Annotated in this window: 22 protein-coding genes; 2 read left to right on the top strand and 20 right to left on the bottom strand. The window is 45.4% G+C overall.

What is annotated here, in order from left to right; translation table 11 throughout:
• Nucleotides 1-20: 20 nt before the first annotated feature.
• From N288_RS13800 to N288_RS13885, 18 genes are all read right to left on the bottom strand, one after another.
• The gene (locus N288_RS13800; RefSeq protein ID WP_232217697.1) at nucleotides 21-599 is read right to left on the bottom strand and encodes a TetR/AcrR family transcriptional regulator; all 579 of its coding nucleotides are present in this window, start codon (nucleotides 597-599) and stop codon (nucleotides 21-23) included.
• A 114-nt stretch (nucleotides 600-713) separates the two neighbouring features.
• Nucleotides 714-1,625 carry an ABC transporter permease gene (locus N288_RS13805; RefSeq protein WP_009793263.1) on the bottom strand — a complete coding sequence of 304 codons (912 nt, stop codon included), beginning with the start codon at nucleotides 1,623-1,625 and terminating at the stop codon, nucleotides 714-716.
• A complete protein-coding gene (locus N288_RS13810) occupies nucleotides 1,622-2,488 on the bottom strand; it encodes an ABC transporter permease subunit (RefSeq protein WP_022544008.1) in 867 nt (288 codons plus the stop codon). Before N288_RS13810 ends, N288_RS13805 begins: the two co-directional genes overlap by 4 nt.
• 595 nt (nucleotides 2,489-3,083) lie before the next feature.
• Entirely contained in the window at nucleotides 3,084-3,566 is a 483-nt protein-coding gene (locus tag N288_RS13815) for a hypothetical protein (RefSeq protein ID WP_009793261.1), read from the bottom strand.
• A gap of 64 nt (nucleotides 3,567-3,630) precedes the next feature.
• On the bottom strand, nucleotides 3,631-5,406 hold the full coding sequence (gene ggt, locus N288_RS13820; RefSeq protein ID WP_009793260.1) for a gamma-glutamyltransferase: 1,776 nt from the start codon (nucleotides 5,404-5,406) through the stop codon (nucleotides 3,631-3,633).
• Nucleotides 5,407-5,727: 321 nt separating this feature from the next.
• Nucleotides 5,728-6,069, bottom strand: coding sequence for a hypothetical protein (locus N288_RS13825; RefSeq protein WP_009793259.1), 342 nt, complete (start codon nucleotides 6,067-6,069; stop codon nucleotides 5,728-5,730).
• 45 nt (nucleotides 6,070-6,114) lie between these two features.
• Nucleotides 6,115-6,384 (bottom strand): 30S ribosomal protein S14, encoded by a 270-nt coding sequence (rpsN, locus tag N288_RS13830; protein ID WP_022544009.1) that lies wholly within the window; start codon nucleotides 6,382-6,384, stop codon nucleotides 6,115-6,117.
• A gap of 202 nt (nucleotides 6,385-6,586) precedes the next feature.
• Entirely contained in the window at nucleotides 6,587-8,095 is a 1,509-nt protein-coding gene (locus tag N288_RS13835) for a tripartite tricarboxylate transporter permease (RefSeq protein WP_009793255.1), read from the bottom strand.
• 12 nt (nucleotides 8,096-8,107) lie between these two features.
• Nucleotides 8,108-8,566, bottom strand: a complete 459-nt coding sequence (locus N288_RS13840; RefSeq protein WP_009793254.1) for a tripartite tricarboxylate transporter TctB family protein — start codon at nucleotides 8,564-8,566, stop codon at nucleotides 8,108-8,110.
• 14 nt (nucleotides 8,567-8,580) lie between these two features.
• Nucleotides 8,581-9,585 (bottom strand): tripartite tricarboxylate transporter substrate binding protein, encoded by a 1,005-nt coding sequence (locus N288_RS13845; RefSeq protein ID WP_022544010.1) that lies wholly within the window; start codon nucleotides 9,583-9,585, stop codon nucleotides 8,581-8,583.
• Nucleotides 9,586-9,786: 201 nt separating this feature from the next.
• Nucleotides 9,787-10,464 carry a response regulator gene (locus N288_RS13850; RefSeq protein WP_009793250.1) on the bottom strand — a complete coding sequence of 226 codons (678 nt, stop codon included), beginning with the start codon at nucleotides 10,462-10,464 and terminating at the stop codon, nucleotides 9,787-9,789.
• A gap of 14 nt (nucleotides 10,465-10,478) precedes the next feature.
• A complete protein-coding gene (locus N288_RS13855) occupies nucleotides 10,479-12,059 on the bottom strand; it encodes an ATP-binding protein (RefSeq protein WP_009793249.1) in 1,581 nt (526 codons plus the stop codon).
• An 87-nt stretch (nucleotides 12,060-12,146) separates the two neighbouring features.
• A complete protein-coding gene (locus tag N288_RS13860; protein ID WP_022544011.1) occupies nucleotides 12,147-12,578 on the bottom strand; it encodes a DUF4362 domain-containing protein in 432 nt (143 codons plus the stop codon).
• A 102-nt stretch (nucleotides 12,579-12,680) separates the two neighbouring features.
• Nucleotides 12,681-12,884 (bottom strand): ChaB family protein, encoded by a 204-nt coding sequence (locus N288_RS13865; protein WP_009793247.1) that lies wholly within the window; start codon nucleotides 12,882-12,884, stop codon nucleotides 12,681-12,683.
• Between the two features lie 75 nt (nucleotides 12,885-12,959).
• On the bottom strand, nucleotides 12,960-13,652 hold the full coding sequence (locus N288_RS13870) for an LrgB family protein (protein ID WP_009793246.1): 693 nt from the start codon (nucleotides 13,650-13,652) through the stop codon (nucleotides 12,960-12,962).
• Entirely contained in the window at nucleotides 13,630-14,019 is a 390-nt protein-coding gene (locus N288_RS13875) for a CidA/LrgA family protein (protein ID WP_009793245.1), read from the bottom strand. Before N288_RS13875 ends, N288_RS13870 begins: the two co-directional genes overlap by 23 nt.
• 74 nt (nucleotides 14,020-14,093) lie before the next feature.
• Complete coding sequence (locus tag N288_RS13880; protein WP_009793244.1) at nucleotides 14,094-15,281, bottom strand: MFS transporter; 1,188 nt, start codon at nucleotides 15,279-15,281, stop codon at nucleotides 14,094-14,096.
• Nucleotides 15,282-15,389: 108 nt separating this feature from the next.
• Complete coding sequence (locus tag N288_RS13885) at nucleotides 15,390-16,856, bottom strand: aldehyde dehydrogenase family protein (RefSeq protein ID WP_009793243.1); 1,467 nt, start codon at nucleotides 16,854-16,856, stop codon at nucleotides 15,390-15,392.
• A 231-nt stretch (nucleotides 16,857-17,087) separates the two neighbouring features.
• On the opposite strand from N288_RS13885, the gene N288_RS13890 reads away from it, so the two are divergent.
• Together N288_RS13890 and N288_RS13895 are read left to right on the top strand one after the other, a co-directional pair.
• On the top strand, nucleotides 17,088-18,788 hold the full coding sequence (locus tag N288_RS13890; RefSeq protein ID WP_035402375.1) for a transglutaminase domain-containing protein: 1,701 nt from the start codon (nucleotides 17,088-17,090) through the stop codon (nucleotides 18,786-18,788).
• 157 nt (nucleotides 18,789-18,945) lie between these two features.
• Nucleotides 18,946-19,161, top strand: coding sequence for a hypothetical protein (locus N288_RS13895; RefSeq protein ID WP_022544013.1), 216 nt, complete (start codon nucleotides 18,946-18,948; stop codon nucleotides 19,159-19,161).
• A gap of 493 nt (nucleotides 19,162-19,654) precedes the next feature.
• Here N288_RS13895 and N288_RS13900 read toward each other — a convergent pair whose 3' ends face one another.
• A complete protein-coding gene (locus N288_RS13900) occupies nucleotides 19,655-20,560 on the bottom strand; it encodes an ROK family protein (protein WP_009793239.1) in 906 nt (301 codons plus the stop codon).
• Between the two features lie 509 nt (nucleotides 20,561-21,069).
• Complete coding sequence (locus tag N288_RS13905) at nucleotides 21,070-21,732, bottom strand: hypothetical protein (RefSeq protein WP_022544014.1); 663 nt, start codon at nucleotides 21,730-21,732, stop codon at nucleotides 21,070-21,072.
• Nucleotides 21,733-22,021 lie beyond the last annotated feature (289 nt).

Raw genomic sequence — 22,021 nt, forward strand, 5'->3', positions numbered from 1 at the left:
CTCTCAACTTCTGCGCTGCTTTACTGGACTCTGAATACATATGTAAAATGTTCAGCTATATTCCGCAGCGGCTTGCCATTTCCATAGGTGTTAGAAAGCATGACCGCCCCTTCAATCATAGAGCTCACAAGCAGGGCCAGCTCCTTCGACCTCTCCTCAGAAAATCCGGAAAGCAGCAGTTTTTCTTTGTACAGCGATTGCCATTCATTGTAAGTTTCCTGACAGGCCTGCCGGATTGGCTCACTCGTCAGAGCCGTTTCCGAAGCAATCAGTCCGATGTGCAGGCCGCTATTTTCATGGCTCAGGGGCACATCAAAGTATGAAGCAATTTTTTCGGCATGATAGCGGAAGGCTGCTGCCGCATCTTCAGAAGATGCCAGCTCTTTCTTTATCATCGTTTTTATTTCATTTCCAACATGCTTAACAGCTTCCACTGCAATCTCCTCTTTGCCGCCTGGAAAATGATAATAAATTGACCCTTTGGGAGCCCCGCTTACCTCTATAATTTGATTCAATCCGGTGCCATTATACCCCTGGCACTTGAATAGATTCGATGCCGCACACAAAATTGACTCTCGTGTCTTTCGCTTACCCTCCAAATTCATTCTCCTTTCGGAAAAATTATAACAACCGGTCTAGATAAATTTATAGGAATTCATGAGGAAAGTCAACAAAACAAAACTGAAAAAGCACATTTTTTTGAATGTGCTCTGTTATATATGAGTTGGCCTGTTAAGTTTTTTCCTATCCTTTAATCCTGCAGACAGCAGATAGAACGCTACCAGCAGGAGAACATAAGCTGCAAGAGGGAAGATAATGATCCACTGGGAGTGGTAAAGGAAAGAACGCGACTGTCCGATAAGGCCTGACCACTCATTGGTTATTGATAAATAAATGGTAGGAAAATACTGCTTTTCCGTTCCGCCCAGGAATAAATTAAAGATTCCCAGCTGTCCGATGATGTGCAGAACCTGGATGCATTCATTTACAAAAATCGCCGAGAAATCAGCCCGCAATGATGGAATGATATGCTTGCGAGAAAGATGCGAACTATTGCCTCCAAGCGTCCTTGCTGCCTCCACATAAGCCATTTTTTTAAGCTCAAGCGTCTTATTGAAAATAACATTGTAAACCCCATTAATGCCAAGTATGGTCAATAGGGCCCCTTGTATAAGGGTAAGCTGAAGCGGTGAAAGCTTGGGTTCAATATTGATGCCGAGCATGATGAAATAGATGAAGATAAATATAGGGATCCCGCTGAACAAGGAAATGTTGTTAAGTACCCCTTTTTTTGTCCGGATCCCCTGAAAGATTCCTAACGCTGCTCCAATCACCAGCCGCAGAAGGGCCACACCCAACACAGTAAAAATAGTATATTTAGCACCATGCAGCAGGAGGGTCAAGATGTCATAACCCCATTTATCCGTCCCAAAAGGATGCTGCGCAGAAGGCGGAAAAGGCGAACTTACTAATTTCCTGTTACCTTCTTCATCTATGATATGGTCGATCTTTTTTGATTCGTTTACACCATAGGGTGCAATCTCAGGCCCGGCTAGTGCGGCCAGCAGGAAGAAGGCAAGCATCAATAAACCTGCGGCTAGTGGAAGATTCCTCCTTTTTTTCATCTCTGCAGCCCCCTTTCAATCAGCCATAATAATAGCTTTAAAGTATATAAAGAAACGAGATATAGTAAAAGAAGGCTTAACAAGCTAAAGATAACCAGATTATATTGATACCCAAATTGAATCTGCTGGACAAACAACAGCGCTGTGATTCCCCTTGTGTTATATAAGTATTCAATAATGAAAAGATTCCCAAGCATGATGCTTAAAATCTTGTGAAGATCTGCTTTCAAGAAAGGAAGCACATTTAGGAATACATGAAAGAGATAGATACTCCCCTTTCGTAAGCCCTTAGCTTTCGCAGCCAGTATGTAATCTTCTCCTTTAACTTCATGGCTCCGCTCTGACAAGGAGCGAAGCAGATAAAACAAGGGAATGATAACAAGAGTAAATATAGGCAGAAATATAGCCGGCTCACTCATGGAAGAAGAAGCCACCTTTACTGTCTTTATTCCGGTTTCTTTGTGCACAAATACCGTCAGCAGCTGCAAAAGCAGAACAAGAATAAAATCAGGGAGCATTCCAGTGAAACCGAGAACCGCATTCAGCAACCTGCCTCCTTTTTCCCATAAAAACACACCAAATAAAACGGACAGAATGACAGCAATCACCGCACTTACAGTCAGATAGAGAAAGGAAGACAGCCAATATGGGATCAAATCCTCAAGGAGCGGCCTTTCCCGCTCTCCCTGCAAATATAGCCAGGATTCCCCTGACTTCAGCCCTTGAATAAAATCCCTGATTTCGTCAATCATCGGGATGATACTGAATACCACCTTCGCATCTCCATTATGGAACCCGAGAGGAAGCACTGCCAGAATTATAATGAGCACCACACTCGTCAGGCTACGAAAAATAGTCGCCATAAGTACTCCTTCCTATGTATAAAGTCGGTTTCTATTATATATCAAGGGAGGATGCGGCAGGAGGAAATTTAGGAAGGTTAAAAGATTAAGCGGGTACATAGGGAATCAGGGCTGCAGTGCACTGAGGAACAATATTTTTGCTTGATATGCTGAAGCGATTGCCTTATGTAATTCACTTGAAGCACTAATTGTTTTTTCGTAGTCTGAGTGACTCATGTCTGCTTCTTGAGTCACTCTGTTCAGCTTTCACCCCCATCAGAGTGACTCATCTTCCTCTTGAGGCACTCTGTGCTGCTTTCACCACCTTCAGACTGACTCATATCCTCTTCTTGAGTCACTCTGTTCGGCTTTCTCCACCACCATGGTGACTCATATCTTCCTCTTGAGTCACTCTGTGCGGCTTTCACCACCTCCAGAGTGACTCATATCCTCCACTTGAGGCACTCTGCTCTGTTCTCTCTCCATCAGAGTGACTCATATCTTCCTCTTGAAGCGCCCTGCCAGGCTTTCCCCACCATCAAAGTGACTCATATTTCCCTCCAGAGGCACTCTGCCACGTTTCCCCCACCATCAGAGTGTCTCAAATGTTAACAACCTATATTTCCCGAAGCTCCTCTGCCCGCTTCCGCATCTCTTCGTAAGTCTCCCCGTTCCTAAAATCCTCAAACTCCAGGCCCAGACTTTCTACCGCATAGTAAAGGTGCTCCAGCCAGTCATGATCCCTGCATCTGATTGCTTCTTCGCATTCCCTTTCAATATAGGGAGAACTGATTTCTTTTCCTAAGTCCCTGAAAACCTCAATTGAGTCGAGGGCACCAGGCCAGTTCCTGTCCTGCAGGAGACCTGCCAGCCGCTGCAGCGCGTTTTCATTTCTTGGATAGCCTATTTTCCTTATGACTGCTACTCCATTTTCCCAGCAGGCTTTGCCATACTTTGGGATAATCATGCGGACTTTGTCTGCGGGGAGCTGTAATAAGATATCAGCCGCTTCTTTTTGAGTTTCTTCAGGAAGATGCCAGTTCAAATTGTAAACATGATAGATGATCTCCTCATCCTCCATATGGATAAATCCGCTCATAAATATCACCTCGTTACCTATTTTACCAGAAAAAGGCTGCGGAATTTCCGCAGCCCTCTAGTATCTAATGCTTCTTCTTCCCTTTTCCTTTCAGGTCAACTCCAATCGCTGCTCCGCTTCTGCTGGAGTCGGCCACTCCCTTGAATATTCCCTGTTTGTGATCAATCAGGATGCTTTGGACATTGCCTATCGTTTCTGGTTTCTCGCCGAATCGATGGCCCATTTCCTTCAGCCTCTGCAAGGCAGAAACTGGCACCCCTTCTTCAAACCGGTAGGACGATGGGTTATTCGTATAGATCCTCGGTTCTTCAACTGCAGCTTTCAGTTCCATATCGTACTCTATTGCATGGATGATCGTTTGCAGGACAGAGGTTATGATGGTCGGTCCTCCCGGTGATCCGACTGTCAGTACCGGCTTGTCATTATCAAAGACGATCGTCGGAGTCATGCTGCTGAGCGGGCGCTTATTAGGCTGGACCTCATTTGCCCCTCCAGGCACAGCATCAAAATCAGTCAGTTCGTTATTCAGCATCACTCCAAAGCCCGGCACCATGATGCCTGTACCAAAAACCTGCTCAATCGTTGTTGTATAGGAAACCACATTCCCCCACCGGTCTGCTACCGTAAAATGGGTGGTTTCCCCATATTGTCTGTCTGCAGGCTGAGCTGCTGCACTGTAATCAGGTTTCCCGCTTTCATACTTCCATGGGTCCCCAGCTTCAGGCTTTGTATTCATTTCATCAAGCGATATTAACTGCTGCCGTTCTTTAATATAGTCCTTATCCAGAAGTCCTTTAACTGGAACCTCAACGAATTCCGGGTCCCCCGCATAAGCTGCCCGGTCTGCATAGGCAAGATGCATGGCTTCTGACATGAGGTGATATTTTTCCCAGGAGCGGACTGGATATTGGGAAAGGTCGAAGCCGTCCAGTATTTTGAGCATTTGCAGGAGGAAGACACCGCCTGAGCTTGGCGGAGGCATGCTGGCAATCTGATAGCCTTGATATTCCCCCCACACAGGCTTGTCTATTGCTGCTTCATATTTTTCTAAATCGTCCTTCACCATTGATCCGCCGAAATCCTGGACAGTCTCGGCAAGGGCATCCCCAATCGGCCCTTCGTAAAGCGCCTCGCTTCCATCTTTCCTAATTAGCTTAAACGCTTTGGCTAGATCTTTCTGGACCAGGATGTCGCCTTCTTCCAGCGGCTCGCCTCCTGGGAGAAACACTTCAGCAGCTGCTGACCGGGACAGCTTTTCTTTATTATCTTCTATTGCCGCTGCCAGTACCGGATCGATTGGAAAACCTTTATCAGCCAGTTTAATAGAAGGCTGGATCAATTTCTTCATAGGGATGGTTCCCCACATATCCAGTGCTTTTTCAAGGCCTTTCAAGGTTCCCGGTACACCGACTGCTGTTCCGCCCGATGATCGTTCTGCAAAGGGAATCGGCTTTCCTTTTCCATCAAGGAACATATCCGGCTCTGCTCCGGCCGGCGCACGCTCACGGCTATTGATGATTGTTGTTTCCTTTGTTTTTCCATCATACACCATCATGAATCCGCCGCCTCCGATGCCTGACATCATCGGCTCAGTTACATTGAGGGCAAACTGGATTGCCACAGCTGCATCAACCGCGTTTCCGCCTTTCTTCAATACATCAGCCCCAATCTCTGAAGCAAGCGGATGGGCTGTGGCGACCATGCCATCCTCACCTACAGCAACTTCGCCATATTTTTCATAAGGGTCCTGTTTATGCTTTGCATCTGCAGCAGCAAGAGGAGCGAATACCAATATAAAACTCGACAAATACACAAATAAAACACTGGCGGCTTTTTTCATCTTATCCCTCCTATTGTTGGTTCATTTCTAACTTAAAAGAAGGAAGGCTGGATTGGCAAATTTGCGGCTGAATATTTAGAATTTTAAATATTTTTACCCATACAAATTCTATGTAAGTTGGGCCTAATGGCATTGAAAAATCCGAAGTTGCTAATATATCCCAATACTTGCTAATAAAATGTAAAACTTGCTAATATATCCGAAAAGCTGCTAATAAAATCCATTTCTTGCTAATAAAACGAAAAACTTGCTAATAAACCACACGCCGCATTCCGCCACGTTCCCTACATACGAAAAAAAGAGCCCACTCAGGCTCTTTCATCAAGAAATAAACAAAAACAGCTGTCTTTGCCCATCGGCATCCAGCCTATCTGTAAGGTCAATCCACTTCATTCTGGTTCTCCGTTCTTCAACCAGCTTGTTAATCTCCCGCTCGATCATTTGCATCCTTTGATAGGTTTCCGTCACTCCCAGGCTGAACTTTTCTGCCGCCTGTTTATGCGGGGAGTGCTTGACCAGGAGGCTCATGAACTGGTCGGAGGTTTCGGACTGCTGTGCAAGACGGTCCTCTATGTTTGTGACATATTGGTAGAGATCCCGGTCTTCAGGGGGCAGCCCCGAGACAATCTCTCTTATGATTATATCGACGAGTCTTTCATTCATGCTAAACACCCCGCCATGTAAGATTTGTTCCTTTAGTTTATCATATTACCAGCTTGCTTTTTTGACTCCGGGGATTTGCCCTTTATGAGAATATTCACGGAAAGCGATCCTGGACATTTTAAATTTGCGCAGGTATCCGCGCGGACGGCCTGTCACCTCACAGCGATTCTTCAATCGGGTTGGGGATGAATCGCGCGGCAGCCTTCTCAGTGCCTCATAATCGCCCTTCTCCTTCAGTTCCCTGCGGATCTCAGCATATTTAGCGACCATCTCCTGCCGCTTTTTCTCTTTTGCTACTTTTGATTTTTTAGCCATTTTAACGAATACCTCCATGAATTAATACGTAACAATTACGATTTAAACAAGATAAAATAAAGATAGAACAGCGAGATCGGAAAAGGATAAATCGTAACCATTACTATCTATAACAAAATATATCGTACCATGAATCAGCCTTTCGTGTAAACCCGCCTGCTCGAAAACAAAAAGAAGCTGCCAAAAGACAGCTCCCTCCTCACTATGCAGCATGTGATCCTTTAGACGAACCAGACTTCTTTTTTCTCCTGAAAAGCGGCACAATCATAACAAGAACAGCTATGATCATGAGCGTCAGGCCGATTGGGCGATCCAGCAGGATAGCCAGACTGCCGTCTGAGATAGTCAGTGTCTGCCTCAGTGCCTGCTCCATCATTCCGCCCAGGATAAAGGCAAGGATAAAAGGTGCCGCCGGGAAAGAGAAAATTCTCATAAGAAATCCAATGATGCCGAAGATCAGAAGCAGGTACAAATCAAACGTGTTGAAGCTCAAGGCATATACGCCTACCATACTGAAAGTTATAACGAGTGAAATCAGCATCGGCCTCGGAATTGTGAGCACCTTAGCTATATACGGCACAAGGGGCAGATTCAAAATCAAAAGAAACACATTGCCGATATACATGCTCGCAATAATGCCCCAGAATACATCCGGGTGATCCTGAACCAGCAGGGGTCCCGGCTGGATGCCCAGCACCAGGAAGGCCCCCAGCAGGACTGCAGTTGTCCCGGATCCCGGAATACCGAGGCTCAAAAGAGGGACGAATGCTCCTCCGGTTGCTGCATTATTGGCTGTTTCCGGAGCAGCCAGTCCCCTGATGGAGCCTTTCCCGAATTCTTCCGGCTTTTTCGCAAGCTTTTTTTCTGTAATATAGCCGATGAAAGAAGCGATAGTCGCCCCTGCTCCAGGAAGGACGCCGAGGATGAAACCCAGTACCGATTGGCGGGCCATCGGTCCCTTCATCTCCTGGAAGTCTTCCCTGGTGATTTTCAGGCTGCCGATGTTCTCATTTTCCGATGAAGAAGTATTCTTCCTATTAAATATCAATGTACAAACCTCTGCCAGGGCAAAAAGCCCAAGAGCGATGATAAGGAAATCGATGCCTTCCAGCAGATAGGCGTTGTCAAAGGTGAAACGGGCTGTGCCTGTCTGCCCGTCGATTCCAATAGTCACGACAATGACGCCGAGAGTGGCCGAGATAAAAGCCTTTAGTGTGGATCCTTCTGACAAGCTGGAAATGGCCGTCAGTCCCAAAAGCATCAAAGCGAAGTATTCGACGGGGCCAAATGAAACGGCAACCGACGAAAGAAGCGGGGAAAACAGCATCAATAGAACAACGCTGACTGTCCCGCCAAAGAACGATGCAATGGCGGCAATGGCCAGCGCCTTGCCCGCCTTCCCCTGCTGGGCCATCGGATAGCCATCAAATGCGGTAGCAACCGTCCCCGATACTCCCGGTGCATTCAGCAGGATCGAAGAGGACGATCCGCCGAAGATCGCTCCATAATAGACTCCTGCCATCATCATCAGCGCAATGGCTGGGTCCATATTATAGGTGACCGGGATCATGATGGCAATCGCACTGATTGGGCCAAGGCCCGGCATCATGCCGATGAATGTACCGATGAAAACACCGAGGAATACAAATAAGATCCCCTGCAGGCTCAGTGCAACCTGAAACCCTGATAATAATCCTTCAAACGAACCCATAAGATCCCTCCTTTAAAATGGCAGAATGCCTGCCGGCAGTGAGATTTGCAGCAGATAATTGAACATCATGTAAATGGACAGCGAGAAGACGACCGAAACGATTGCATTTGTCCATTTTTTCTTATAGCCCAAATACCAGGTTGTGATAAATATGAAAAGAGCCGTCATGACTACAAAGCCGACCATTTCAAAAAAGAAGATATAAACCAATATAAACGCGCAGACAGTAAGCAATGTCCTTGCTTCGCCTTCCGGTATCTTCCGCTTTTTCTTTTCTTCTTCCGTCTCCGCCTTCCTGGAAAAAAACAGCAGGACAGACAGCAGGAGAAGCAGAAAGCCCAGAGATTTTGGCACAAAGTCTGCATCAATTGCCGCATACGGATACTCAGGCAGCCTGAAGCTCAAAATAAGGTAAAACAGTGCAAACCCTATTAATACAAGGCCAATTTTTCGATTGATTGGCTTGAGCATGTATGATTCCCCCTTTATCTGATCAGCTTCAGCTCATCAAGCAGTTTATACAATTCATCGTTTTCCTTCTTTAGAAACTCCTTGTATTCGCCGCTGTCCATATAGAGCTCATTCCAGCCATATTTCTCGCGGATCTTTTTCCACTCCGGCGAATCATTCAGCTTTTTTAGCCTTTCTTCGTAATACTGAATTTGCTTTTCATCCATATTAGGAGGCCCAAAGAAGCCCCTCCAGTTCACAAAGGTTTCATTGATGCCCTGCTCAATGGCTGTCGGGAAATCCTCGAGTGTATCGCCCTTCAATCTTTCCGGAGAAGTTACTCCCAGCACTTTTATCTTTCCGGCACGCACCTGCTCGATTGTTTCAGAAGTACCGGCAGAATAAACGTCAACACTTCCGTTGAGGAGCTGTGTCAGTGCTCCGCCATCCTGGTCTGAAACATATTTGATTTTAGTCACATCCACACCGGCGGCTTTGGCAATCTTGATAAATTGGATATGGTCCATGCTTCCTGGAGATGAAACGCCAACCACCGAGATTTTGGAAGGATCTTTTTTCATATCATCAAACAAATCATTCAGATCATCCCATTTTGCATCAGCCCTGACAGCAAAGGCTGCATAGTCGGCAATCAGATTGGACAGCGGGGTAAAGTCGTCTACTCCGTATTTTGACTGCCCATTAAGTGGTACAAGAATAATAGGCGGAGACGAGACAAATATATTATGAGGGTTGCCTTCCTTTTTCATCATATACGCCCAGCCGACGGCTCCCCCTCCGCCCGGTTTATTGATGACAGGCATCCTTTGATCAATAAGCCCGTCCTTTTCTAGCGTCTGGGCAACCATGCGGGCTGTGGTATCCCAGCCTCCGCCGGCTCCAGCCGTAGCCACCACTTCGATCGGCTTGCTTGGCATCCATTTGCCATCCTTATAAATGCCTGCAGCTTCCTTGCTCGAGCAGGCTGACATCATCACCATGCAGAGCAGCAGTGCTGCTGCCAGAATCATTTTTTTCATCAAACTTTTGCTCCTTTCCATGAGTGAAAACGTTTTCTTTTTTGTTATTGTAAAAAAATCAGAAAAGTTTGTATCTATTAAACAAGTATTGAGCGTTAAGAACTTTGCGGGCTTTTTGTTCATTTTGTTCACGGGGTTGAGAACACAAAAAAGCTGCACCCTCATCAGCTAACATGGGGTGCAGCTATTATAAACTATAGACTATAATCGATAATATTTTCTCTCGGGCCTTCCGACAATTCCATATTCCAGCTCAGCTTTTGCTTCATCGGAGGCTACCAGGTATTCCAGGTATCTGCGGGCAGTCGTCCTTGAAGCGCCCATTTCCTTTCCAAGTTCTTCTGCATTAACGCCTTGCTTCATACCGTCCAGGATTTCTTTCACTTTTTTTAAAGTGAGTGAATCGATTCCTTTGGGCATCTTTTCGGAAGCTATTACTGCCGCTGAACTGCTGCTTAAATAATGATCGATTGCTTCTTGCGTCAGTTCACTTTCCCGGCATTCGAGTAAATCTCTTTTTTTGTTCACTTTGCGGATTGCTTCCGTGAAACGTTCAAAGGTTACCGGCTTGATCATATAATCGATCACTCCGTATCTCAAGGACTCCTCTACCATCTGTTTTTCATTGGATGCGGTAATCATGATCACTTCAAGATTGGGAAAGCATTGTCTTATTTTAGGCAGAAGGCTGCTTCCAAGCTCGTCCGGCATATAGATATCCATAATCAGCAGATCTGATTCCTTTTCCTCGAGCAGTTCCAGTGCTTCTGCAGCATTCAATGCTTTTCCAATACACTCGATGCCGTATAATTTTTCTATGAATTGTTCATGGATGGCAGCCACCCGGTAATCATCTTCTGCTATAATCGCTTTGATCATTCTTTCTCATCCTCTTATATTTTTGGCAGGAAAACAGTGAAAATCGTCCCCGCCTCTCCAGTCTTCATTTCAATCGTTCCATCCAGTTCCCCGACTGCCTGGCTGACGAGAGCAAGCCCATATCCCCTGCCGTCCTTTTCTTTTGTCGAGAAGCCTTTTTCAAAAATCCGCTGCTCATCCTCAGGCAAGATTCCTCCTCCATTATCTTCCACTTCAAAGACAATGTCATTACCGATATCTGTAGCAAAGAAAGAAATACGCCTGTCCGCCATCCCTTCTGTCGCTTCTATGGCATTATCAATCAGATTGCCGATGATCGTAATCAAATGGGTAACCGTCATTCTTTCCGGCAGCGGTTCAACCGCCGAGCTGTCATCAATCGTAAAGCTTACCTTCTTTTCAGAGGCTTTCGCCAATTTTCCCAGCAGGACTGCCTGCAGGCTGCTGTCCCTGATCTGCTCGAACAGAATGAGATTTTGCTGATCATGGGCACCTGATTCCTCCTGGATCATACGGACCGCTTCCTCATACTGACCCAGCTGCATCATGCCGGACAGCACATATAATTTATTTGTAAATTCATGCGTCTGGGCGCGAAGGTCCTCAGAATATTGCCTCACTTCTGATAAAGTATTAAGCATCTCATTAATTTCGGTTTTGTCCCTGAAGCTGGCGACCGCCCCAATAACCTCATCGTTCTCAACGATAGGCGTCCGGTTCACAACGACTGGTTTTTCCTCGAGGAGTACTTCCACATCTTTTTCGGGCACACCTGTTTCCAAAACCTTATTCATGCCCGTCCCCTTGATAACATCAGCGATTCTCTTATTTACTCCGTCTTCATCTAGAGCGAGAATCCGCCGGGCAGATGGATTCATCATCGTGATGACACCATAACGATTCACAGCAATGATCCCTTCTTTCACCGAATCAAGGATTGCACTCCTTTCATGGTATAAGGAGGCAATTTCATGCGGCTCCAGACCCATCATATCTTTCCGGATATCTCTAGCAAGCAGTGTCCCTCCTGCTACTCCAAGGAGAATGGCTCCAAAAGAGATGAGCCCGATTTTCTTCAGCCTGCTTAAAGCCTCCTCCTCGATATCATCCATCAGGAAACCTACTGATACTATGCCTGCAATATCCCCATTGTCATCCACTATTGGCGCCTTCCCTCTAATTGAAGGTCCAAGCGTCCCAGTAGCTTTTGACACATATGCTTCTCCCTGTTCGAGGGCCCGCTCATTATCTTCACCAACCATCCGCCCGCCAATCTTGCCGGCATCCGGATGTGAATAGCGAATGCTGTCCGCATTTCCTATAACGATAAATTCAGCATCAATATCCTCCCTGATTCTCTCTGCCAGCGGCTGGATTTTTTCTGAGGGATTATCCTCTCCAAAAGCGTCCCTTACCCCAGGCATATGAGAAACCGCCAGCGCCACATAAAGGGCCTGCTTGCCCATACTTTCCTCTGTCTGTTCAAATTCTACATAAGCGTATAGCCCGGACAAAAGCACAATGACTCCCGCTATTAGCCATACAATCAATACGATAATCTTCGTGCGCATCGTAACCGCTTTCTTTTTTCTCATAAGCTGGCACCCCGAACTGTTTGTCTTCTATTATAATAGTCAATTTCAAATAGAGTGTCATATGTATTGGTGAAAACTGGACTCGCTTTATTTCGAGATTATCAAAATACTATAATCTTCTTTTTTCCACCCGCAGCCGGTAAGGGTATAATTTGACTGCTTTTTCCCTTTTTCTATATCAACAGACTTGCATTCTCTTTCTTCAATCATTCCCGCTCCAAAACCATCTCTTCGTGTATCAAGAATAGAATGAATGACTTGCCCATCATATTCAAGATCATGAAGGATCGGGGCGCCTTCTTCTGTATAACTTACCACCCTGATGGTATCTTTACGCCCTTGCTGTACATGGACGATAAAGGAATTAAACCGGTCCAGGTTCTGGATTTCTCCGTGCATGGAGACAATATCATCTTCTGAAGGCTTGTAGTCTGGGAGTTTAGGTGCAGGTTCCTCCTGGGTTTGGCAGGCCAGGAGGATGAGAGAAACCAATATGTAAAGGGGGAAGAGTTTTTTCAAAAAGCAGCCCTCCAAATATATATTATCTCAGATTATACCATTTGAAAGCTTGTCTATTAAATGAAAAAAGCTCGACCCTGTCACCAGGATCAAGCCTCTTTCCTATTCTTCCTTCTCCACCCAGTTATCATCATCGTCTTTCTCATACTTTTTCTTCACCGCACTCCACGCCACCTTGAAGGCTGTTTCTTCTTCGTCGTATTCTTCACTTGCTGAGTTGAAGGCTTCTTTGAAGATTTCCTGGGCGTGATGCGGCAGATTGTCTTTGACGGAATCCGGCAGTTCACTTAGTTTATCGTATGGCATAGTGATTCCTCCTCTTCTCTTGTCCTGTTAGGTATTTTTCCTGAATGGCATTTTCTTAAACACCAGAAGTTGAAATCATAGCAGGAACTGGAGGAGCGGATAAAACCATGGAATGACCAAAGAAGTAAGAATAGCCGAGAAACCCATGGCTGCGCTGGAGACTGCTCCCTGCACAGGGTCTTCTATTGCTGCCTGGCTTGTGCCGATCCCGTGGGCCACTGTTCCGATGCCAAGCCCTCTAGCGAAAGGATCGCTGATTCTTAGAAAAGATAGAATAACAGAGCCCATGACAGCCCCAAAGATACCGGCCGAGATGACGAAAACAGCTGCAAGCGGCGGGTCACCTCCGATTATTTTGGCAGCTTCGATTGCGACCGGAGTCGTGATCGCTTTCACGGCAGAGGTCGCCTGGATTTTTTCCGGGAGACCAAGCACTTTTGCCAGCAGTACGGCCGATGTGATGGTCGATAAGGTTCCAGCTGTAAGACCGATGACAGCAGGCATTAATCTTTCCCTGATCACCCTCCGGTTATGATACAGAGGAACGGCAAGAGCGACAGTGGCAGGACCAAGCATGAAGGTCATGATATTTTTAGCCGGCGTGTATTCTTCATACGTAATCCCTCCGGCAAGCAGCAGAAGGATCATGATAAGTGTAGCTGTAAAAACAGGCGTGGCAAATGGGGAAAGCAGCCGGGCAGAAAGCGCCTTTGCCCCGATATAGACGATGATCGTCAAAAGGATGCTAATGAGTGTGATCCCGCTCACCCTTTTCCGCCCCCTTCCCTGAAAAATAAGCTGCCAGGCCGGAAGTTATGATTAGCCCGATGACGGTACTGCCGATAATCATTATGAGAAGCTGCCAGCCGCTCGTCCGAATCAGTCCCCCGTAACTCATAAGCCCGACAGCTATCGGGATAAAAAAGAAAGCCAGGTGCCGGTTTAGGAATGCTGCCCCCTTTTCGATCTGGCTTACCTTTACGGCACCGGTCAGCAGGAGGATGAATAAAATCATCATGCCAAGTACGCTTGCAGGAAGGGGCAGGTGAAGAATTTCAACGATAAAATCTGAAACGGCGTAAATCATCCACAGCAAAAAAAGCTGCCATAAAAAGATAAGTGCATTTTTCACCATTCTAACCCTTCCCCCACTAGATAATCTACTATCCATAATAGAGGAAAAAGTGCAAAATTGCTTAGAATTTTATTCTATACATTCAGCCGTCGGACGGCTTTCCTTCCATGGAGGATCAAGTAAAGGACTGCAGCAATCAAGACAATCACTGTTCCTATCATGTATATATAGCTGTAGCCTGAATGGGCCGCAGCAGTTCCGAGGATAAAAGAGCCAATGGCAAAGCCTCCGTCAAAAAAGACAAAGAAAGTCGCGGTTGCCGTCCCCTTTCTGCCTGCGGGAGCCGATTCCACTGCAATGGTTTGAAAACACGACACCAGCGTGCCAAAACCGATGCCGACAAATGCTCCTGAAAGCAGGAGCTGGAAGCTTGATGATGCCTGACTCAGCATCCAGACGCCGATCCCAAAGAAGAGGATGCACGGATAAATCACTTTATTTTCCCCGAACTGATCAAACCATCTTCCGGTAAATGGGCGGGAAAGCAATAACGCTGCGGCATAAACGACAAAGAAATAGCTTGCTGCCTGGACGAGGTCCAGCTCTCTCGCATACACCGAGATGAAGGAAATGACGCTCGAATAGACAAAAGATAATGTAAAAGCAACGAATCCGATGGGCACTGTCTTCCGTTCAAAGAAGTCCGACAGCTTCATCTTTTTCCCTGCTGCTGCCTGCCGGGTCTGCCTGTCTTGCTGTTCTTTCAGCTCCATCATCAATCCGCAGGTAAGAGCAAGCAAGGAGCAGGCAATGCAAACCGCGAACAGTACGGTGTAACTGGCTGCTCCTATAATGGTCAGCCCGGCGAATGGTCCGATGACCATGGCAAGGTTCATGAAAGTGGCATAATAGCCCATCCCTTCCCCGCGGCGCGCAGCCGGAATAATGGCTGCAGCAATAGCTCCTGTTGCGGTGGTTGCCATACCAAAGCCCGCACCGTGGATGACCCGGATAATCAGCAGCACAAACGGTGATTTAACAAAAAGGTAAAGGATAGATCCAGCCAGGAAAATAGAGGCTCCGATGATCAAAATTTTCTTCGGGCCAAAGGTATCAAGCCATTTTCCTGAAAACGGCCTGAAAACTATCGCAGACAGAACAAATACCGTAATAACGAGCCCGATGGCCTGCCCTCCGCCCTGCAGTTCATCTGCTACATAAACCGGCAGTGTAACGGTCAGCATATAAAAAATTACAAATACAAAAAAACTGGCAAAGGAAATATTGATGAAATCCTTTGTCCAAAGCTGAGGTTTTTCCAACTGTTTCACATCTTTCTCCTGATATATGGATATATTTAACGCGGGAAAAGCTCCCCAAGTGATCTGAGGAGCTTTTCCCTATATTATAGGATATTTTCCTGTCTTTTATTAGAATGGGAACTCACGATAAGTTTTTTGGACAGATACCCATTTGGTTGTTGTAAATTCTTCAATGAGCCAAGGATTGCCGAAACGGCCGACGCCTGAAGCTTTATTGCCGCCGAATGGAATATCCGGCTGCGCATTAACAGTCTGATCGTTGATATGAGTCACACCGCTGTCAATCTGCAGGGCATATTGCTGCGCTTTTTCAAGATCCTGCGTAAAGATGGATGATGACAGTCCATACTCTGTTTCAGAGGCAATCCTGATCGCTTCTTCATCACTTTCAACCGGAATGATGGTTGCGATTGGCGAAAAGACTTCAGTCTGAGCAAGGGCAGAATCATTTTTCACATCTTTGAAAACGTACGGAGTCAAGATGTTGCCAACTCTTTGTCCTTCAAGCGCAATTTTCTCGCCGTTTGCAATGGCGGCTTCGATGACTGCCTGAGCCTTCTGCAGCTGCCTATCGTTGATCAGCGGTCCAACGACAGTTGCAGGATCCTTTGGATTGCCATAAGGAAGTGCTTTTGCTCTGTCGACGAATTTATTTGTAAATTCTTCAGCAATATCCTTATGGACAATGATCCTGTTTGTGATCATGCAGATTTGGCCCTGGTGGACGAATTTTCCGAAGATAGCAGCATCAACAGCACGGTCAACATCTGCATCTGAAAGGACGATGAATGGATTGTTTCCGCCAAGCTCCAATGCCACTTTTTTCAGGTTCCTTCCGGCAATTTCCCCGACATGTCTTCCGACAGCGGTTGAGCCAGTGAATGAAATGAAGCGTGGAATTGGGTGTTCAAGCAGATAGTCGCCTGTCCCATCTGTTTTCGGATCTGTGAGCAGAAGGTTCAGGACCCCTGCCGGCAGGCCGGCTTCTTCAAAAGCTTTTGTCAGGATGACGCCGCCAGTGATGCCTGTTGCCACATCCGGCTTATGCACAACTGCATTACCAAGGGCAATGGCTGGCGCTATGGTCCTTACTGACAGGTTAAGCGGGAAGTTGAATGGCGAAATGGAGGTGATGACACCCACCGGCACGCGGTACACGTGGTTTTCCTTCCCTTCAATAGTTGCCGGAACCTGGTTCACGACATTTACTTCATCAGCAAATTTGATCGCTTCCTCCAGCTCCTCAAATGTGATCTGCAGGGCAATATTGGCCGCAAGAATGGTTCCGCCTGTTTCTGAAGTATAAATATCTATAATTTCTTTTTTATGTTCTTCAAGATAGGCAATTACTTTCCTTAAAACTTCTTTGCGTTCCCCGGGGGTTGTCTTTGCCCATTTCTTTTGTGCTTTTTCAGCTGTAAGCATAGCCTGATCAATGTCAGCCTCATTTACAGTTTTTACAGTATAAAGCCTGGAATCGTCATATGGATTCAATACATCGATTGTATTGGCGCCGCTTCCCTCCAGCCATTTACCGTTAATATATTGTTTGGTGTAATCCTTAAAATTGACCATAAATCTCTCCCTCTCCCTTAAACTTACTGCAAAGAAGATTCCTAGGTTGCTATAGCAACATTTAGGGTCACGTCATCAGCAGCACTAGAATCTTAACACATATAAAGTTGCTATAACAACTTATGTGCTTAGCTGGCTAACCTTTTTAAAACAGGAGTTTATACCCAGAAACTTAAGGAGGACACCGTCCGTAAATAAGCTATACCGAAACAAATGTCTGAGGAGGAAAGCATGAAGGGACGCAAACGAAGGTATTTATTATTATCATGTATATTGAGCAGCTTTCTGATCATCTCTGCCTGCAGCCCTACGGAAGCTGATAAAGAAAAAACACAGGCTGCCCAGCAGGAGGAAGATAAATACGAAAAACTCGCAAAGGATCAGAATAAGGAGTCAGAGCTGGAGCCGATTGAATTGACTTCCTACAGCGAAGAGGTTGGGCTGAAACTGAAGGAACCGGCTTACAAGGAATTTACCGTCAATGAGAAGGCGGTTATCGAGGGGACGATCGAAAAATCAGCCAGCCTGAAATCTGACTTTGTCTGGATCAAAGTCCATGCAGCTGAAGAGGGTCCGGCAGGCACTGACCACGAATATTACACAAAAATTGAAGACGGAAAATTTAAGCAGGAGCTTCACTTCTTCAACGGTGAGGGAGAGTATCAGGTAAAGGTGCAGATTCCGAGTATGGATCAGGAAAACTATTATTATGATACTGCATCTTTCACGGTCCATAATGTGAATCCGCAGATCGTCCGCGATGTCACATATACCCCTTTCGGACAGGAGGATGAAATCAGCCTGGATCTTAAGTCCAGCTATGTTGAGGATAATGAGATCTTTAAGCTTGAGGGAAGCGCCGGCAGGCTTAGCGACAATGATACAATCATGATTAAACTGAATAAGGATGCTGATACCTGGACACATGTCCTGCCGGTTGAACAGGGCAAGTTCACCTACGATGTTCCCCTTCTATACGGAAAAGGTCTCCACGAGCTGGAAGTGCTTGTGCCTGACAAAGAACGGGAGAACTATTACCAGACTGCCACAACGCTTCTGATCGACAATCAGTCAGACAGGACCATGAAGCCAATCGAGTTTTATGAAGCTTACAGGGAACGTGGTGTCACACTGAAGGCTCCGCAGTTTGGAGGAGAAGAGTCCAATGGTGAATATACGGTAAAAGGAAAAATAGATCCTGAGGCTGATTTCGGACCTGAAACCACGCACATCTATGTTTCTACCAAAAAAGGCGAGGATGAAGCACTTGATGTCATTCCTGTAGAAAAATTTGAATTCGACGGCTCCTTCTACCTCCGCTTCGGGCCGGGCACTTATGAAGTAACGCTGAGTGTACCGGAAATCAAGGAAGAAAACAGTGACAGTTTCCGCTATTACGGCTTTGCTTCCTTTGAAGTGGAAGCAGAAAGCGAAGATAAGCGCGACCTTCTGCCATCAAGGGGCGTCGAGTCAGAAGCACCAGAAATCAAGAGTCTTGCCGGCAAACTGACAGAGGGAAAAAGCACTGAGAAGGAAAAAATCAAAGCCATCTATGAATATGTCGCCAAAAATGTTTCCTATGATGTCGACAAATATGAAAATAGTACATTCAGCTGGGATGACAGCGCCCTGAAAACGCTGGAAACGAAAACCGGCGTCTGCCAGGATTATGCCTACCTCTCCACCGCACTATTGCGTGCCAGCGGGATTGAAGCAAGAATCATTGAGGGTACCGCGCGCGGCGGCTTCTGGCCATCCAACCATGCCTGGGTCGAAGCAAAAGCGAACGGCAGCTGGATCGTCATGGACCCGACCTGGGGAGCCGGCTATATTCAAGACGATCAATTCGTTGCCAAATATACCGATAAATACTTTGAGCCCAATCCGGCCGAATTTGAAAAGACCCATACAAGAAAAGGGGTCACCTACTAAAATATTTGGAGAGACAGAACCTTGGCGTACTGTCTCTTCTTTTTAAAAGGGTCATTTTCATATAGGGCGAAAGACCATAATATGGTAGTATAAAACTAGATAGAAGTGAAAATTCTGAAAAAACCAAATGTCAAATCTTTAAAAGGGGGAGTTGCAAATGACAGGTTTGGTCACTGTAGTAATGATTTTTTCCATCCCGCTTGTCGCCATCGTCACAAGCCATTATCAATCACTTGCCAAAACAAAAGTAAAAATCATTGAAAAAGAGCTGGAACTGGAAAAATTGAAACATGAGAATTATTTAATAGAAACGCAGAAGATGAGGATTGAATTGGAGAAGATGAAGCTGGAGGGGCCTTTGGAGGTAAAGTAACACATCTGTATCCTGTGGCAGAGGAATTTATTCCTTCCCCTCTTTTCATCGAAAAGAGGGGAAGGAGTATAATATCCTTCAATGCTGAAGCCAGAGCTGAACAGGAAATTCACTTTGCCTTTCCACTCAAACAGGTCCTGAAGAGCTGCAGCAGGCTCTTTTGCATTAAACCATCACCAAACTGAGGATCTGGTTCCCTATTTGCCTAAAATAGAATGTCCGGCAACCCTTTTGTTTGGGGCAGCATGACCGGTACGCGGTTCCCTATTGGGGGCTGTTTCAGCTTCAGCATGCTCCACATTCAGTTTTCAGGCTGATACCAAATGCAAGCTATTATTTCAATGATTGATCAGCCAAGTATTGTTCCCGCAGAACTGCTGGCCCACCTTAAAAATGCTGTACAAACAAGACAGCTATCCATTTAGCTGTCTTGTTGACATGGCTTATGAATCAGTTTTTTGTACAGCGGGTAAAGGAAGGACAGAATTCAAATTTATTCTTTTGCTTGGTTTAACGCCATATAGCCGGCACCGATCACCCCTGCTTCTCCCCCAAACTCACAGATGCCAAGCTTTATTTTGCCTCTTAGATTGGCATATAATTTTTCCTTCATTTTATGGTTAATCTCATCTATCAGCCAGGGATTGCAGCAGATTACAGCTCCGCCAAGGACAAATGCTCCTGGGTCCATGAGCTGAATGATGGAGGCGACAGCTCTGGAAAAATGCTCAATCCATTCCTTGATCACTTTAACGGCTATCTCTTCCTTATCTTTAAATTTTTCAAACAGGTATTCTGCGTCCGCACTTTCACCATATATTAGCTTACTCCTGGCATCAAGAGCCCTGCCGCTGCAAAGAGATTCCAGTGTCATTTCCTTGGTCCCTTCCTCTTCGCTTGCCTGGCCGATGATCATTCTACCCGCTTCGCCTGCATATCCATTGTCCCCCCTGATCATTTGACCGTTATAGTAAACACTCATCCCAATGCCAGTGCTCACTGTCATGTAGAGAGAATAGCTTTTTCCTGCAGCAGCTCCCTTTTCAGCTTCCAGCAGCCCTGCTGCGTTGACATCATTGTCAAAGTAAACGTCAAGCCCAGGAAAGCAGGATTGTATGTACTCAATTCTTATTCCGTCAAGAACAGGAATGTTGTCTGCATCTTTTATTACTTGTGTCTGTTCATTCCATGGAACAGGCAGGGCAATTCCAATTTTCTTAGCATTTTTCTGAGGATCGACCCTTTCAGCCATCCGGAAGATTTCACCAAACATTTCATCTGTCGTTTTAAATCTCCTGGTTATTGCCGTCTCCATACGGATCACCGACAGCTCTTTTCCGATAAGTCCCACGCGAATATTTGTAGCGCCTATATCTACACCAATTACGTATTCATTCATTTAGACATAGCTCCTTACCCAGCAACTCTATGTTTATTATTTATTTTTGAGGAATCGTTCAATAAAAACAATTAAGACCTGCTTCCATGCTGACAGGCAGGAACGAAACTCCATTTGAGTATATATCCTTTGATGTCCACCAATCTTCTATTTTTCTTTGCTCCTGTCAATCTGAAACTAATTTTCTCATTCACAGTATCCAGGTGCAAATATAATATGGATTGCACTAATACTGCAACTTTAGTGGAAGCAGAAAGATTGACTCCAAATTTTTAGAACAGCATTACAAATGGGTCCTCAATTCATCAAATAGAAAAAAAATAAGCGGAGATTTTCCAGCTAAATACAGAATAGAGCTCAATTCGAGGTAAATAAGGGGAGATTTTCCGGTTATGCAAAATAAAATACCACATTATTACGTTTTTGGAGCCAATAAGCGGAATTTCTCCGTCTATTTGAGCTGTTTTTTATAGAAATTTCTATTTAAGAGGAATTCTTCCGTCTATTAATCAGACTGGGTTCTTGACCTGATACCCTACCCGATAAGATCGAATCCTCTGAGTGCCAGATGCGGGGATCAGCATCTTTTTTTCGACCAGTTGGGAAAGTACCTTTTTTACTGTCTTGGCACTTAGTTTTAGATACTTCTCGACTTCTTTTGGAGATATGTCTTCTCCTTTTCGAATCACTAGCCGAAGCACTTCCTTTTCAAGAAAGGACAAAGAAGTTTGGTCCAGCTCATCACCCATCCATCTGCCTATCACTTGCTGAACAACCTGTTGGCATCTGCGGGGATTCTCTTTTACTTGATCAAAAGAAAAGCGGATGACGGTCCATCTATCAATCACCAGCTGGTTTTGACGTTCCAGGCTGTCGGAAAATTGCCATCTGCTGATGTTCTTTAGGTGAGGGCCATACCCGTCGACCTCTAAACAAACCTTGATGCCGGGACGGATATAAGCAAAATCCAAATACCTTTTCCCATCATTGTAATTATCAATTTCATATTCAGGGTGTAGATAATTAAACTGGTAAAATACTGGCCACCACACTTGCTTCAAAAACAGCATTTCAGCATGTTTGTGACCTTCTTCCAGGCGCCGCAGCCGCTCACCGGTTCTTGCCTGTAAGTGTGAATGTAAAAATGCCTGATATTCTTCTTCAAATCCCATATATCCCTCTCCTATCAATAAGAAAATGAACAGCATAGGCTTTAATAGCTTCCAATGAATCATATCCATTCTTGATTCATTTGTTTTAATAGGACGATTTTTGAATGACTTTGGAAAATAATGAGTGGTAAATGTAGTGAAAAAAAGAGGATTGGAAACAGGCAAACAGAATTGTGGAGCAGCAATGATAAAAGAATATTTCGATGATAACCCTTGGATAAACTAATTTTAGTGTATTAGATTTCTAACAATTGTCAATCAACTTATGCCATTCGACAATAATTCTTAT

It is taken from the genome of Bacillus infantis NRRL B-14911, from assembly GCF_000473245.1.
GTDB lineage: Bacteria > Bacillota > Bacilli > Bacillales > Cytobacillaceae > Bacillus_AB > Bacillus_AB infantis.

Coding starts and splice junctions, on each gene's coding strand:
- N288_RS13815 (WP_009793261.1), bottom strand. CDS start 3,566: ATGAGCGGATTTATCCATATGGAGGATGAGGAGATCATCTATCATGTT.
- N288_RS13900 (WP_009793239.1), bottom strand. CDS start 20,560: ATGAATGAATACGTAATTGGTGTAGATATAGGCGCTACAAATATTCGC.
- N288_RS13865 (WP_009793247.1), bottom strand. CDS start 12,884: ATGCCATACGATAAACTAAGTGAACTGCCGGATTCCGTCAAAGACAAT.
- N288_RS13885 (WP_009793243.1), bottom strand. CDS start 16,856: ATGGTCAATTTTAAGGATTACACCAAACAATATATTAACGGTAAATGG.
- N288_RS13855 (WP_009793249.1), bottom strand. CDS start 12,059: ATGAGAAAAAAGAAAGCGGTTACGATGCGCACGAAGATTATCGTATTG.
- N288_RS13895 (WP_022544013.1), top strand. CDS start 18,946: ATGACAGGTTTGGTCACTGTAGTAATGATTTTTTCCATCCCGCTTGTC.
- ggt (WP_009793260.1), bottom strand. CDS start 5,406: ATGAAAAAAGCCGCCAGTGTTTTATTTGTGTATTTGTCGAGTTTTATA.
- N288_RS13905 (WP_022544014.1), bottom strand. CDS start 21,732: ATGGGATTTGAAGAAGAATATCAGGCATTTTTACATTCACACTTACAG.
- N288_RS13890 (WP_035402375.1), top strand. CDS start 17,088: ATGAAGGGACGCAAACGAAGGTATTTATTATTATCATGTATATTGAGC.
- N288_RS13845 (WP_022544010.1), bottom strand. CDS start 9,585: ATGAAAAAAATGATTCTGGCAGCAGCACTGCTGCTCTGCATGGTGATG.
- N288_RS13875 (WP_009793245.1), bottom strand. CDS start 14,019: ATGGTGAAAAATGCACTTATCTTTTTATGGCAGCTTTTTTTGCTGTGG.
- rpsN (WP_022544009.1), bottom strand. CDS start 6,384: ATGGCTAAAAAATCAAAAGTAGCAAAAGAGAAAAAGCGGCAGGAGATG.
- N288_RS13840 (WP_009793254.1), bottom strand. CDS start 8,566: ATGCTCAAGCCAATCAATCGAAAAATTGGCCTTGTATTAATAGGGTTT.
- N288_RS13825 (WP_009793259.1), bottom strand. CDS start 6,069: ATGAATGAAAGACTCGTCGATATAATCATAAGAGAGATTGTCTCGGGG.
- N288_RS13850 (WP_009793250.1), bottom strand. CDS start 10,464: ATGATCAAAGCGATTATAGCAGAAGATGATTACCGGGTGGCTGCCATC.
- N288_RS13835 (WP_009793255.1), bottom strand. CDS start 8,095: ATGGGTTCGTTTGAAGGATTATTATCAGGGTTTCAGGTTGCACTGAGC.
- N288_RS13810 (WP_022544008.1), bottom strand. CDS start 2,488: ATGGCGACTATTTTTCGTAGCCTGACGAGTGTGGTGCTCATTATAATT.
- N288_RS13805 (WP_009793263.1), bottom strand. CDS start 1,625: ATGAAAAAAAGGAGGAATCTTCCACTAGCCGCAGGTTTATTGATGCTT.